Annotated in this window: 15 protein-coding genes; 11 read left to right on the plus strand and 4 right to left on the minus strand. The window is 68.5% G+C overall.

What is annotated here, in order from left to right; genetic code table 11:
• The 4 genes from E8A12_RS09120 to E8A12_RS09135 all read left to right on the plus strand — a co-directional run.
• A partial coding sequence (locus tag E8A12_RS09120; protein WP_293367851.1) for a hypothetical protein occupies positions 1-761 on the plus strand: 761 nt, incomplete at its 5' end.
• A gap of 50 nt (positions 762-811) precedes the next feature.
• Complete coding sequence (locus tag E8A12_RS09125) at positions 812-1,588, plus strand: tyrosine-protein phosphatase (RefSeq protein ID WP_293367853.1); 777 nt, start codon at positions 812-814, stop codon at positions 1,586-1,588.
• A gap of 27 nt (positions 1,589-1,615) precedes the next feature.
• Entirely contained in the window at positions 1,616-2,785 is a 1,170-nt protein-coding gene (locus tag E8A12_RS09130; protein ID WP_293367855.1) for an alanine--glyoxylate aminotransferase family protein, read from the plus strand.
• Between the two features lie 127 nt (positions 2,786-2,912).
• The gene (locus E8A12_RS09135; RefSeq protein ID WP_293367857.1) at positions 2,913-4,391 is read left to right on the plus strand and encodes an MFS transporter; all 1,479 of its coding nucleotides are present in this window, start codon (positions 2,913-2,915) and stop codon (positions 4,389-4,391) included.
• Between the two features lie 10 nt (positions 4,392-4,401).
• On the opposite strand, the gene E8A12_RS09140 is transcribed toward E8A12_RS09135, so the two are convergent.
• A complete protein-coding gene (locus E8A12_RS09140) occupies positions 4,402-4,929 on the minus strand; it encodes a TadE/TadG family type IV pilus assembly protein (RefSeq protein ID WP_293367858.1) in 528 nt (175 codons plus the stop codon).
• Positions 4,923-5,510, minus strand: coding sequence for a TadE/TadG family type IV pilus assembly protein (locus tag E8A12_RS09145; RefSeq protein WP_293367860.1), 588 nt, complete (start codon positions 5,508-5,510; stop codon positions 4,923-4,925). The genes E8A12_RS09140 and E8A12_RS09145 overlap by 7 nt, the downstream gene beginning before the upstream one ends.
• Before the next feature lie 270 nt (positions 5,511-5,780).
• Between E8A12_RS09145 and E8A12_RS09150 the strand changes: the two genes are divergently transcribed.
• The 5 genes from E8A12_RS09150 to E8A12_RS09170 all read left to right on the plus strand — a co-directional run bounded on the left by E8A12_RS09150 (position 5,781) and on the right by E8A12_RS09170 (position 9,165).
• Positions 5,781-5,948, plus strand: coding sequence for a Flp family type IVb pilin (locus tag E8A12_RS09150; protein WP_293367862.1), 168 nt, complete (start codon positions 5,781-5,783; stop codon positions 5,946-5,948).
• A 52-nt stretch (positions 5,949-6,000) separates the two neighbouring features.
• On the plus strand, positions 6,001-6,171 hold the full coding sequence (locus tag E8A12_RS09155) for a Flp family type IVb pilin (protein ID WP_293367864.1): 171 nt from the start codon (positions 6,001-6,003) through the stop codon (positions 6,169-6,171).
• Positions 6,172-6,311: 140 nt separating this feature from the next.
• Positions 6,312-6,821, plus strand: a complete 510-nt coding sequence (locus tag E8A12_RS09160; protein WP_293367866.1) for a prepilin peptidase — start codon at positions 6,312-6,314, stop codon at positions 6,819-6,821.
• A 74-nt stretch (positions 6,822-6,895) separates the two neighbouring features.
• A complete protein-coding gene (locus tag E8A12_RS09165; RefSeq protein WP_293367868.1) occupies positions 6,896-8,305 on the plus strand; it encodes a leucyl aminopeptidase family protein in 1,410 nt (469 codons plus the stop codon).
• The gene (locus E8A12_RS09170; protein ID WP_293367870.1) at positions 8,305-9,165 is read left to right on the plus strand and encodes an NlpC/P60 family protein; all 861 of its coding nucleotides are present in this window, start codon (positions 8,305-8,307) and stop codon (positions 9,163-9,165) included. The genes E8A12_RS09165 and E8A12_RS09170 overlap by 1 nt, the downstream gene beginning before the upstream one ends.
• 64 nt (positions 9,166-9,229) lie before the next feature.
• Here the strand turns inward: E8A12_RS09170 and E8A12_RS09175 are convergent, their stop codons facing one another.
• Positions 9,230-9,937, minus strand: coding sequence for a cytochrome c family protein (locus tag E8A12_RS09175; protein WP_293367872.1), 708 nt, complete (start codon positions 9,935-9,937; stop codon positions 9,230-9,232).
• Between the two features lie 137 nt (positions 9,938-10,074).
• Between E8A12_RS09175 and E8A12_RS09180 the strand changes: the two genes are divergently transcribed.
• Together E8A12_RS09180 and E8A12_RS09185 are read left to right on the plus strand one after the other, a co-directional pair.
• Positions 10,075-10,812, plus strand: coding sequence for a 3-deoxy-manno-octulosonate cytidylyltransferase (locus E8A12_RS09180; RefSeq protein WP_293367874.1), 738 nt, complete (start codon positions 10,075-10,077; stop codon positions 10,810-10,812).
• Complete coding sequence (locus E8A12_RS09185; RefSeq protein WP_293367876.1) at positions 10,809-11,654, plus strand: prephenate dehydratase; 846 nt, start codon at positions 10,809-10,811, stop codon at positions 11,652-11,654. Before E8A12_RS09180 ends, E8A12_RS09185 begins: the two co-directional genes overlap by 4 nt.
• Positions 11,655-11,961: 307 nt before the next feature.
• On the opposite strand, the gene E8A12_RS09190 is transcribed toward E8A12_RS09185, so the two are convergent.
• On the minus strand, positions 11,962-12,223 hold a 262-nt coding region (locus tag E8A12_RS09190; RefSeq protein WP_293367878.1), incomplete at its 5' end, for a hypothetical protein.

The raw sequence follows: 12,223 nt of genomic DNA on the forward strand, positions 1-12,223 counted from the left end.
CGGTCATCAGCCCCGACGGCGTCGGGACCCTGCTGTTCCCCATCCAGCTCCTGGGGATGAAGAGTCTAGCGCACATCGGCGAGTGGGCGCCCGCCAGCTTTGCGAGCGTCGGGCCTCTGGAGGCCGCGCTGCTGGCCGGGCTCTTCGTGGCGCTCACCCGGCCGCTGCGGCTGCCGGCGCTTCGCGCGGCGCTGCTGTTGCTGCTGCTCTATCTGGCCCTGCAGCATGTGCGGTATGAGCAGATGCTGGGCGTGGTTGGCGTGCTGATCCTCGCCGGGCCGATGGCGCAGGCGTTCGGGCAGGGCGCGGAGACGCCGGCGCCGGGCGATCGGCCCGCTCGGGCGCCGATCCTGACCGCTGCGGCGGTGTCGATCGCCGTCCTGCTGGCGGTCGGCCGGCTCGCCTGGCCCGTGGTCCTAGGCGACGGACTCGACCGCCCCGTCTCGGCCGTCGCCGCGGTGCCGGCTGCGACGCGACGGACCCACGTGCTCAACGACTACAGCTTCGGCGGCTATCTCATAGGCCAGGGCGTGGCGCCCTTCATCGACAGCCGGGCCGACCTCTATGGCGACGCCTACCTGGAGGCCTACGACCGGCTGGTGCGGCCGGACCGCGCCGCGCTGGCCGCCACTCTGGACGCGCGCCAGGTTGGCTGGACGCTGTTCAAGGCCGGATCGCCCGTGGTCGAGGCGATGGATGAGATGCCGGGGTGGCGGCGGCTCTATGCTGACCGCTGGGCCGTTGTCCATGTCCGCCGCTGACCAAGGGCGGGCCCTCGATCCTCCGCGCAAATCCCGCTATCTGGCCGCCCATGACCCGGCACATCGACTTCGACGGCATCGAGAACTTCCGCGACTTCGGCGGGTATGACACCGTGCACGGACGGCCGCTGAAGCGGGGCCTGCTCTACCGTTCGGCCAACCACGCCTACGCCAGCGAGGCTGACCTGGCGCGGATGCGGCAGATGGGTCTGGCGACCATCATCGACCTGCGGCGGAGCGAGGAACGGGCGCGTGAGCCGTCCAAGCGTTGGCCCGGGTTCGGCGGGACCGTGATCGAGAACGACATCGTCTCCGATCATGGCGACTGGGCCGACCTGATGAAGGGCCTGACCGACCTGCCGCCCGAATGGTTCTACAACGACGGCATGGGCTACTACCGCCGCGCGCCGTTCGAGCCGCGTCACGTGGACCTGTTCAGCCGCTACTTCACCACCCTGGCCGAGAGCGGCGGGCCGATCGTGGTGCATTGCGCGGCAGGCAAGGACCGCACCGGCTTGATCTGCGCGCTCACACATCACGCGGCAGGCGTCGGCCACGACGACCTGATGGCCGACTACCTCCTGACCAACGACGAGGCCCGCATGGCGCGGAAGATGGATTTCCTGGGCCCCTGGCTTGAGAAGCAGGTGGGGATCCGGCCGTCCGAGGCGGCGCTGAAGGTCGCGGTGTCGGTGCACGCCGACTACCTCGACACGGCCTTCGCAGTGATCGTCGAGCGCCACGGCAGCCTGGACGCCTACCTCGCCGAGGTGCTGGGCGTGGACGACGCCCTGCGCGAAAGGCTACACGCGCGTCTCCTGGCCTGAGGCCAGGCCTGACCAACGGAGCCACCCATGCAATCCTTCCAGCCGCCGCGGCGCATCCTGATGGGCCCGGGGCCCTCCGACGTCAGCCCCCGCGTGTTGAGCGCCCTGGCCCGGCCGACGATCGGCCACCTGGACCCGCAGTTCCAGGCGCTGATGGAGGAGATCAAGGCCGCGCTGCAGCGGCTGTTCAACGCTCCCGATCACGCCTGTGTCCCGCTGCCTGCGCCGGGCACGGCGGGCATGGAGGCGGCGATCATGAACCTGCTGGAGCCGGGCGACCGCTGCGTGGTGGCGATCAACGGGGCGTTCGGCGGGCGGATGGCCGACATGGCCGGCCGCGCGGGGGCGACCGTCGTGACGGTGGATCACGACTGGGGTCTGCCGGTGGACGTGGCGCGAGTCGAGGCGGCGCTCAGCGGCGCGCCGACCAAGGTGCTGGCCTTCGTGCACGCGGAGACCTCGACCGGCGCGCGCAGCGACGCGGCCAGCCTCTGCGCCGTGGCGCGCAAGCATGGCGCCTTGTCGGTGGTGGACTGCGTGACCTCGCTGGGCGGCATCGTCGTCGACGTGGCCGCCTGGGACGCCGACGTGGTCTATTCGGGGACCCAGAAATGCCTGTCGGCGCCGCCCGGCCTGTCGCCCATTGCGCTGTCGAAGCGCGCCCAGGCGGCGATCTCGGGCCGCAAGGAAAAGGTCCGCAACTGGCTCTTGGATTTCAACCTGCTGATGAGCTACTGGGGCGGCGAGGGTGGCCGGACCTACCACCACACCGCCCCGATCAACGCGCTCTACGGCCTGCACGAAGCGCTCGTGGCGATCTTCGAGGAGGGTCAGCAGGCGGCCATCGTGCGCCATGCGCGGACGCATGAGGCGCTGGTGGCCGGGATCGAAGCCGCGGGGCTATCGATGCTGGTGGCCGAAAAGGACCGCCTGCCGCAGCTCAACACCGTGCGGGTGCCCGACGGGGTCGACGAGGCGGCGGTGCGCACCCATGTCCTCAAGCATTGGGACCTGGAGATCGGCGCGGGCCTTGGGCCGCTGAAGGGCCAGGTCTGGCGGATCGGCCTGATGGGCGCCTCGGCCACCGCCTGGCACGTGCGCCTGTGCTTGACCGCGCTCTGCGAGGCGCTGAACGCGCAGGGGTTCAAGGCTGATGCGCAGGCCGCGCTGGCGGCGGCGGATGGAAAGTTGGGCTAATCGTTTCTCTTCCATCGCGGTCCGCGCGTTGGGGGGAGCATCTGGTGGCCTTGCCTAGCCTCCGCCGCAAAAACCCTGCAACGTCCGTCCCAACCGCCGCAAAGGCGGAGCCTGGGAGGGCGAGCGATTGACCGAGCCACCAATTGCGGAGGCGCTGGGGCCCGCGTCCGTCGCCAGCGGGCCGATCGAGGCCGATCTGGGCGGGAATGCCAAGCTGAACCGCGGCGGGTTCTCCTGGTCGATCTTCGAAGGGGGGCGCGACCCTTACGTTATCCTGGTGACGATCTTCGTCTTCATGCCCTACGTCTCGGCCTCCATGGTCGGCGACCCGGTGAAGGGGCAGGAGATGATCTCGGGCCTGCAGCAATATGTTGGCTGGACGGTCTTCGCGACGGGGCCGTTCCTGGGCGCCTCGATCGACAAGCTGGGGCCGCGCAAGACCTGGCTCGCGGCCACGGTGATCGGCATGGTTCCGCTGATCGGCGCCCTGTGGTTCGCCAAGCCGGACCTGTCCGGCCTGTCGATCATGGCGACGCTCGGCATCCTTTATTGCGTGAACGTGCTCTTCGCCTGGTCGGAAATCCTGCATAATTCCATGCTGATCCGCGCGGCCGGGCTGAAAGGCGCGCACAGCGCGTCCGGTCTGGCGCTGTCGCTGGGCAACGCGGCCTCGGTCGTGGCGCTGGCCTTTACCGCTTGGGCCTTCGCCTTGCCGGGCAAGGTGGGGTGGGCCTGGGTGCCGGCGCATCCGCTGTTCGGCCTGAGCGCGGAGAGCCACGAGCCCGAGCGCGTCGTGGCGATCCTGGCGTCGATTACGCTCGCGGTCGGCTCGATCCCGATCTTCCTCTTCACGCCGGACGCGCCGAAGACAGGTGTCCCGATGCTGCGGGCCCTCAAGGAAGGCGCCGCCGACCTCTGGACCATGCTGACAACGGTGCGGCGCTATGGCGATGCGATGATCTACCTGATCTCCCGGATGTTCTTCTTCGATGGGATGAACGGGGTCCTGTTCTTTTACGGCGTGCTGGCGGCCGGGGTCATGAAGTGGGGACCGCTGGACCTGCTTGTCGGCGGCATCATCGGCAGCATCATCGCCACATTCGGCGGCCAGGTGGGCCGTTGGCTGGATCACAACATGGGCCCGAAGAACGCGCTGCGGCTTGAGATTTTCATGACCATCATCGCGCTCACCGGCTTGCTGGGCATGGCGCCCGACAAGATCCTCTATTTCTGGCATTACGACGCCGCGGCGCATGCGCCGCTGTGGGGCGGACCGGTCTACCGCACCCTGCCCAGCCTGATCTTCCTGATGATCGGCTTTACGAATTCGATCTTCATCACCGCCCAATACGCCTCGGCCCGCACGGCCCTGACCCGCCTGACGCCGCCGGCCCGGACCGGCGCCTTCTTCGGGATCTACGGGCTGTCAGGGGTGGCGACGGCGTGGCTGGCGCCCGGGTTGGTCAACATCGGCACGCGGGTGACCCATAGCCAGCAGGGCGGCTTCGCCAGCATCATCGTGCTGCTGGTGGTGGGCCTTATCGGGCTGTTCTTCGTCAAGGGAGGCGGCCGCGACCTGGCCCCCGAGGCGGTCGTCGGCCGCTAACGGCCTAGCGCTAACCCGGCAGCAGGGTCACCGACGAGGAGGCGCGGGGTTTCAGGTAGAAGGTGTCGCTGAAGTTGACCACGTTCGGCAGCGTGATCTGCAGCGGCGAGGTGAAGGCGTACTGCATGTCGGCCATGATCACGCTGTCGCCGGCAACCAGCAGGTTCGCCGGGAAGCCGGTGACAGCCGCGCCGGCGACCAGTGGGCTGAGGCCGTCGCCCTGGCTCCAGCTCACCCGGGGGACCCCGTTAACGTCGGCGACGACGCTAGTGATCCGCAGCTTGAGCGGCGGGGTCGGGAACGGGTCCATGATCGCGTTGGCGACGGTGAAGACGTCGGTCACCTGGCTCCCGGTGATCTGGCTGGTCTGGGCGACGAGGTCGGCCACCACCGAGGTGGCGTGGGCGGCGCGGCGTTCGGCCATCATGGCCATGGTGAACTCGGCCAGGCCGCAATAGAGCAGGATCATGATCGGCGCGATGAGCGCGAACTCGACGGCCGCGAGGCCGCGCTGGTCGGATCGAAGACGCCTCAGCATGACGTGCCTATGGGTGGGTTGTCGTCGAAGGGTTCGTTGCGGAACGCCGTGGTCGAGCTGATCAGCCGCTTTCCCGATCCGCCGCCCATGTTCTCCAGGGCGTTGTTCAGGAGCGGCGTGAACAGGTTCCAGACGAAATAGGTGCGCACCAGCACGATGTCGGTCGGCTGGCCGGCGGTGAAACAGGTGGGCGTCGTCACGGGGTTGAAGGTGGCCGGGCTGATCGCCGGGGTCGCGGCCAGCGCCGCGAAGGTGCTGAAGGTGCGCACGTCGACGGTGACCCCGCTGGCGCAGCTGCCGTTCAGCCAGCTCATGCCCGAGCAGACCAGGTTCTTGAAGTCGGCCCGGGTATTGGCGGCGCTGATCTGGAAGTTGCCGGTGCGGATCTGGCGCGAAGCGGCCTCGGTCGCCTGATCCAGCGTGGTCGACACCAGGAACACCAGCGCCAGCTCGAGGGCGCCGAAGGTCAGCACCATCAGGGGCAGGGCGACCAGGCCGAACTCGACGGCCGTGACGCCGCGCTGGGCGCGGGCGAACCGCGCTACGAAACGGCCAAGGCGGGAAGGTGAGCGCTTGCGCACGAGTCTCTCTCAAGTCCTTCGGGCAGTATATGGGCCCGTAGCTAACCGAGATTTAATGTCATAAAACAACCAAGACTAACTTGAAGCTCGAATCTTGTTGTGAAGTTAATCGAAATTCATTGTTAATCTCAATTTACCAAAGAAAATTAGCTTGAGCACCGCGGTCTTTACTGCCGATTAAGTGAGACCTGCGAACTTGGCGTGGCATTAGGGCGAGCAGGCGACGAGCTTGAAGCCCGACAACGACTGCTCGCTTAAAAGGAGATGATCATGTCCAAGTTTGTCACCCGCTTCCTGAAGGACGAGTCCGGCGCGACCGCCATTGAATATGGCCTGATCGCCGCGCTCATCGCCGTTGTGCTCGTGGGCGCCCTGACCGCGCTCGGCAGCCAGTTGAGCACGACCTTCCACTCCATCACGACCACCCTGGCCGGCTAAGCCAACTCGATCCCTCAAAGCCTGAGAGCGCGATCGCTCCTAGGGAGATAACATGTCCAGTCTTGTCATTCGCTTTCTGAAGGATGAGTCCGGCGCCACGGCGATTGAATACGGCCTTATCGCCGCGCTCATCGCAGTGGTCCTGGTCGGCGCCCTGACCGCGCTCGGCGGCCAGCTGTCGTCGACGCTCAACTCCATCGCGACGACCTTGTCGGCCGCTTAAGGCCCGGCGAAGTCCGAACATTAAGAACCCCCGGCGGGCGACCGCCGGGGTTTTTTATTTGGCCGGGAGGCCGGGCGCGCCAGGACGAAACCCTCCGTTCATCGGCCGGCGCCATGGTGGGGGCCTCAAGGGAGCGCGCGATGGTCCATCTGTTCCAGACCCTGATCCTGCTGGTCTTCCCGATCCTGGCGATCGCCGCGGGCCTGCGCGACGTGGTGAGCTACACCATCCCCAACTGGATGCCGGGCGTCCTGATCCTGGGCTTCGCGGCCGCCGCCGTGGCGCTGGGCTTGCCCTGGCGGCTGGCGGCGGCGGACGTGGCGGTGGGCCTCGTGGCCCTGATCGCAGGCATGGGGATGTTCGCGGCCGGCTGGATCGGCGGGGGCGACGCCAAGCTGTTTGCCGCCGCGGCGCTCTGGCTCGGTCTGGCCGGCGCGCCCACCTATCTGCTGGTCACCGGCGTGGCGGGCGGCGCCCTGGCGGCCGGTCTCCTGGCGCTGCGCTCAGCGTCGGTGCGTCCGCTGATCAGCGCGGGTCCCGCGTGGTTCGTGCGTCTGGCCGAGCCTGGCGAAGGGGTGCCCTATGGCGTGGCGATCGCGCTGGGCGCCCTGGTCGCATTCCCGATGTCGGCGCTGGGCGCCCACCTTTGAGGCGGTTGCGGCCCCCGCGCCTAAGCGACTAGGAGAGGACAGGCTTCCTCGTTCTCGCGAAAAGGCGCCCCCGCATGTCCGACGTGATCCTCGACGCCGCCGACGGTCCGGTGATTCCGGTCCACGCGCTGACGGAGGCCGAGACTGGCCCAGCTCTGGAGTCCATCCCCGCCGGCGCCAAGGCCTTCGCGGCGATCTCCGACTTCAAGGGCAAGTCCGGCCAACTGCTGCTGATCCCGGGCGCCGACGGGGCGCTGGCCCATGTGCTGTTCGGGCTGGGCTCTTCCGGGGGCGCGGGCGGCGACCCGATGGTCTTCCGCACGCTGGCCGCCAAGCTTCCGGCCGGGACGTACCGCCTCGCCCGCGCGCCCGCGGGGATCGGCAAGGACACCATTGCGCTCGCCTTCGCCCTCGGCAGCTACCGGTTCGACCGCTACAAGGCCCATGGCGCGGAGAAGGCCAAGCTCCTCACCGAGGGCGTCGACCTGACTGAGGTCCGCCAGGTGGCGCACGCCTGCGCGCTGGCCCGCGACATGGTCAACACACCCGCCAACGACATGGGCCCCCTGCAGATCGAGACCATCGCGCGCGAGATCGCCGAGCTGCATGGGGCGAAGATCGCCGTGGTCACCGGCGAGGCCCTGCTCACTGAAAACTACCCGGCGGTCCATGCCGTGGGCCGCGCCGCCGATGCGGCGCGCGCGCCTCGGATGATCGAGGTGACCTGGGAGGGCGCGGGTAAGGACAAGCCGCTGGTCTGCCTGGTGGGCAAGGGCGTGGTGTTCGACACCGGCGGTCTGGACATCAAGCCGTCGGCGGGCATGCGGCAGATGAAGAAGGACATGGGCGGCGCCGCCCACGCGCTCGCCCTGGGGCGAATGATCATGGCGGCCGGGTTGCCGGTGCGGCTGGCGATCCTGACGCCGGTGGTGGAGAACGCCATCTCCGGAGACGCCATGCGGCCGGGCGATGTGCTGGCCTCGCGGAAAGGCCTCTCCATCGAGGTCGGCAACACCGACGCCGAAGGCCGGCTGATCCTGGCCGACGCGCTCACTCGGGCGGGCGAGCTGGAGCCGGCGCTGACCATCGACCTGGCGACGCTCACCGGGGCCGCGCGGATCGCGCTCGGGCCGCAGCTGCCGCCCTTCTACACCGACGACGACGAGCTGGCCGGCCAGATCGAGGCGGCGGCCAGGGCTGTGTCCGACCCCGTGTGGCGTATGCCGCTGTGGAAGCCCTACGCCGAGGCGCTCGAGTCCGACGTGGCTGAGATCAAGAACGACCCGGACGCCTGGGCCCAGGCGGGCTCGGTCACCGCGGCGCTGTTCCTGCAGCGGTTCGCGCCTTCCGGTCCCAATTGCGGACCGTGGGCGCATTTCGACATCTTCGCCTGGAACCCGCGCAACCGCCCGGGCCACCCGGCCGGGGCCGAGGCCCAGGCGATCCGCGGCCTCTATCGGATGATCCGGGATCGGTTCGCCTGATGGACGCCTCGGCTTCCTGGGACCCGCGCATCACACCCCTGCGCGATGGGATCGCAAGCCGTGCGCTGGAGGGCCTGGTCCGCGCGGAGGTCTATCTGGATTGCAAGAGCCTGACCTGCACGGCGCCGGCGGCGGGTATCCACCGGGCGCCCGACCTGGCGTCGGAACAGATGGACCAGCTGCTGTTCGGCGAGGCGTTCGATGCGATCGAGGAGGAGGGCGGCTTCCTCTGGGGCCAGGCGCGGCGCGACGGCTATGTGGGCTTCGCGCCAACCGCCGCCCTGGCCGCGCCGGGGCCGGAGGCAACGCATAGGGTCGCAGCCGTGCGCACCTACGCCTTCGCCGAGCCCAGCATCAAGTCGCGGGCCTCGGGGCCCTATTCGATGAACGCCCTGGTCGCCGTCGAGGCCACGGAGGGGCGGCTGGCCAAGGTCGTCGGCGCCGGATGGATGGCGGCCGAGCACCTGACTCCGATCGGGACCTTCGAGAGCGATATCGCCGGCGTGGCCGAGCGGTTCCTGGGCGCGCCCTATCTCTGGGGAGGGCGCGAGAGCCTGGGGCTCGACTGTTCAGGGCTGGTGCAGGCGGCGATGTTCGCCTGCGGCCTGGCCTGCCCGCGCGACGCCGACCAGCAGGCCGAACTCGGACGCGAGATCGGACAGGCCGACTTCGGGCGCGGCGACCTGGTGTTCTGGAAGGGCCATGTCGGGATCGGCCTGGACCGACCGAGCGCCAAAGGTGGGCGCATCGTCCACGCCAATGGCTTCCACATGGCGGTGGCCATCGAGCCGCTGGAAGCGGCAATCGTGCGCATCGATGCGGCCGGGGCGGGCCAGCCGACGGGCTTCCGGCGGCTCTAGGATTTAGCGATCCGGTTCTGGATAGCCGCCTCGCGCCGTCCGGAATGACTCGCCTAGCGGCGAGTCACTTTGGATTCGCACCCGCAGTGGCGGGTTGCTGGGCCGGCGCGCCCGGGCCGGCGCCGGCGGGACCGCCGGCGCCCGCGGCGGGGGCGGCGGTCGAGCCGGTAGCGACGGGCTTGCCCGCTCCGGCGGCCGCAGGCGCAGCCGGCGTCGCCGCCGCGGCCGCCGCGGCCGGATTCGGCGCGGGGATCGGCAGGGTCGAGCCCTGGGTGTGCAGGTAGGCGATCAGGTTGATGCGGTCCTGTGGCTGCTTCAGACCGACGAAGGTCATCTTCGTGCCGTTCACATAGGCCTGCGGGCCTTTGAGGAACATGTAGAGGTGATCGAAGTCCCACACCGGCTGCTTCTCGCCGAAGGCCTTCATGCCGTCGGAATAGGCGAAGCCGGGCTCGGTGGCCGGGTGACGGCCTTCGACGCCCGTCAGGTTCGGGCCGGTGCCGTTGGCGGTCAGGCTGTGGCAGGATTGGCACTTGGCGAACACCGCCTGGCCGGCGACCGGGTCGGCGGTCTTCAGGACGGTGCCCCAGTCGGGCGGCGTGTCGGCCGCGGCCGCGGCGCCGCCGGTGTCTTCCACCACATCGACTTTGAAGCCCGGCTTGGCGACCTTTTCCTCGCCGAACACACCGCCGGAGAGCTGGACGAGGCCAGCAATGACGAAGCAGGTGGCGAGCACGGCGCCGGCGTACTTGTTGAAGGTCAGGTCGCTCATCTTCCGGAAATCGGCCCTCTTTGCGAACCGGCGCACAAGCCGGCGCAAGCGCGGGAATCCCGCCCCTTGTTGCGTCCGGCTCTCTTACACGCTACCGGCGCTCGCGCAACCGCCCAAGCAAGGCTGCGAGCATCCTCGTGAACCCCATCGTCCTGATCCCCGCGCGTCTGGCCGCGACGCGCCTGCCCGGCAAGCCGCTCGCCGACATCGGCGGCGTACCGATGATCGTCCGCGTGCTGAGGCAGGCCGAGGCCGCCGGCGTGGGCCCGGTGGCGGTCGCGGCGGGCGATCCCGAGATCGTGGAGGCGGTCAGCCGGGCGGGCGGCCGCGCGATCCTGACCGACCCCGACCTGCCCTCGGGCTCCGACAGGATCGTCGCCGCCCTGGCCGAGCTGGACCCCTTGCGGCGCCACGACGTGGTGATCAACTTGCAGGGCGACATCCCCTTCGTGCAGCCCGACGCGGTGGCCGTCGTGGCGCGGCTGCTGGCCGCCGAGCCCTCCTGCGATCTGGCGACGGTGATGGTGGCCGAGGCCGATCCCGCGGAGCGGACCAATCCCGACATCCCCAAGGTGGTGGCCGCGATGCAGGCCGCCGGGCGAACGGCGCGTGCGCTCTATTTCACCCGCTCGGTGCTCTATGGGGACGCGCCGGTCTGGCTGCATCACGGCATCTATGGCTTCCGGCGCGCGGCGCTGGAGCGGTTCTGCGCCGCGCCGCCGTCGCCGCTGGAGAAACGCGAGCGGCTGGAGCAGCTGCGGGCCCTGGAGCTCGGCATGTCGGTCTGGGCGGCGGTGATCGACGAGGCGCCGATCAGCGTCGACAACCCCGCCGACCTTGAGCGGGCGCGGGCCCATGCTAGGACGCTCTCATGAGCAAGGACCGCATCGCTTTCCAGGGGGAACTGGGCGCCAACAGCCACGAGGCCTGCGCCGCCGCCTTCCCGGAGCTGGAACCCGTTCCCTATCCGACCTTCGAGGAGGCTTTCGAGGCGGTGAAGAAGGGTGACTGCGTCCTGGGCATGATCCCGGTGGAGAACTCCATCGCCGGGCGCGTCGCCGACGTTCACCACCTGTTGCCCAACTCCGGCCTGAAGATCGTCGGCGAGCGGTTCAAGCCGATCCACTTCCAGCTGATGGTCAACCCGGGCGTGACGCTCGAGGAGGTGAAGTCCGTCTCCTCCATGCCGATCGCGCTGGCGCAATGCCGCAAGACGATCCGCCGGATGAAGCTGAAGACCGAGTCGGTGGGCGACACCGCCGGCGCCGCGCGCATCCTGTCGCAGACGCCCGATCGCACGAAGGCGGCGATCTCGCCGGCGCTCGCGGCGGAGATCTACGGCCTGGAGATCCTCGTCCGGGACATGGAGGACGAGCACCACAACACCACCCGCTTCCTGATCATGACGGCGGACAAGCATCCCGCGCCGCCGCCCTTCACCCAGCCCTGCATCACCAGCTTCATCTTCCGCGTGAGGAACCTGCCGGCGGCGCTCTACAAGGCCATGGGCGGGTTTGCGACCAATGGCGTGAACATCTCCAAGCTGGAGAGCTACATGGAGAACGGCGCCTGGACGGCGACCTTCTTTTACGCCGAGGCCGACGGAAGGCCGGAAGACCGCGGCCTGGCCCTCGCGTTCGAGGAGTTGAGCTTCTTCGCCGAGAAGTTCGAGGTGCTGGGGGTTTACCCGGCGGACCCGTTCCGGACGCGGCCCTGACCAGGCTTTTTGTGAGCCTTCTCCCCTTGTGGGAGGGGTTATAGTGATCGCGGGATCGAGCGACACTTTTGACCGGCGGAATTTAAGGGTTCGTGGTCGCGGCTGGTGAACATGCGCATTCGCACCTGACCGTCACGACCAACAAGCATGCCGGCGCGGTCATGCGGCGGGGGTTGGGACCGCTGCCGCATCAGCCATCCCGAATGGTCGAGACTTGACTCGCAGGTCGCAGCGGTTGAAATCGGTACACCACATACGCGTTAAGCACCTTCGGGTGCTTTGTCTGTTCGCCGACACTCGAGCCAGACTACGAGGATCTACCTGATCCATTTTCAATAGATCCTTCTTTGCTTGCAAATAATTGTTCAGAGGGATGTTTTAATTTAACCCCGGCTCCAATCGCGACGCCTCCGCAAAGCGGAGGAATATCCAATCCGAACATGAACGACTTGCTCTGCGCGGCATCCCAGAAATTCGCCCAAGCCGCCAACGACGATACGGCGAATTCCCACAAGGCGGTTGTTGCTGCAGGCGCAGGTCTAGTGGGACTTCCAGAGACAGGCGGTGTG

It is taken from the genome of Phenylobacterium sp., assembly GCF_004799395.1.
Taxonomy (GTDB): Bacteria; Pseudomonadota; Alphaproteobacteria; order Caulobacterales; family Caulobacteraceae; genus Phenylobacterium.

What these genes read in the sequence shown, in the direction of transcription:
- E8A12_RS09155 (WP_293367864.1), top strand. Translation starts at nt 6,001, where the DNA reads ATGTCCAGTCTTGTCATTCGCTTTCTGAAGGATGAGTCCGGCGCCACG.
- E8A12_RS09175 (WP_293367872.1), bottom strand. Translation starts at nt 9,937, where the DNA reads ATGAGCGACCTGACCTTCAACAAGTACGCCGGCGCCGTGCTCGCCACC.
- E8A12_RS09140 (WP_293367858.1), bottom strand. Translation starts at nt 4,929, where the DNA reads ATGCTGAGGCGTCTTCGATCCGACCAGCGCGGCCTCGCGGCCGTCGAG.
- E8A12_RS09130 (WP_293367855.1), top strand. Translation starts at nt 1,616, where the DNA reads ATGCAATCCTTCCAGCCGCCGCGGCGCATCCTGATGGGCCCGGGGCCC.
- E8A12_RS09150 (WP_293367862.1), top strand. Translation starts at nt 5,781, where the DNA reads ATGTCCAAGTTTGTCACCCGCTTCCTGAAGGACGAGTCCGGCGCGACC.
- E8A12_RS09165 (WP_293367868.1), top strand. Translation starts at nt 6,896, where the DNA reads ATGTCCGACGTGATCCTCGACGCCGCCGACGGTCCGGTGATTCCGGTC.
- E8A12_RS09125 (WP_293367853.1), top strand. Translation starts at nt 812, where the DNA reads ATGACCCGGCACATCGACTTCGACGGCATCGAGAACTTCCGCGACTTC.
- E8A12_RS09170 (WP_293367870.1), top strand. Translation starts at nt 8,305, where the DNA reads ATGGACGCCTCGGCTTCCTGGGACCCGCGCATCACACCCCTGCGCGAT.
- E8A12_RS09160 (WP_293367866.1), top strand. Translation starts at nt 6,312, where the DNA reads ATGGTCCATCTGTTCCAGACCCTGATCCTGCTGGTCTTCCCGATCCTG.
- E8A12_RS09185 (WP_293367876.1), top strand. Translation starts at nt 10,809, where the DNA reads ATGAGCAAGGACCGCATCGCTTTCCAGGGGGAACTGGGCGCCAACAGC.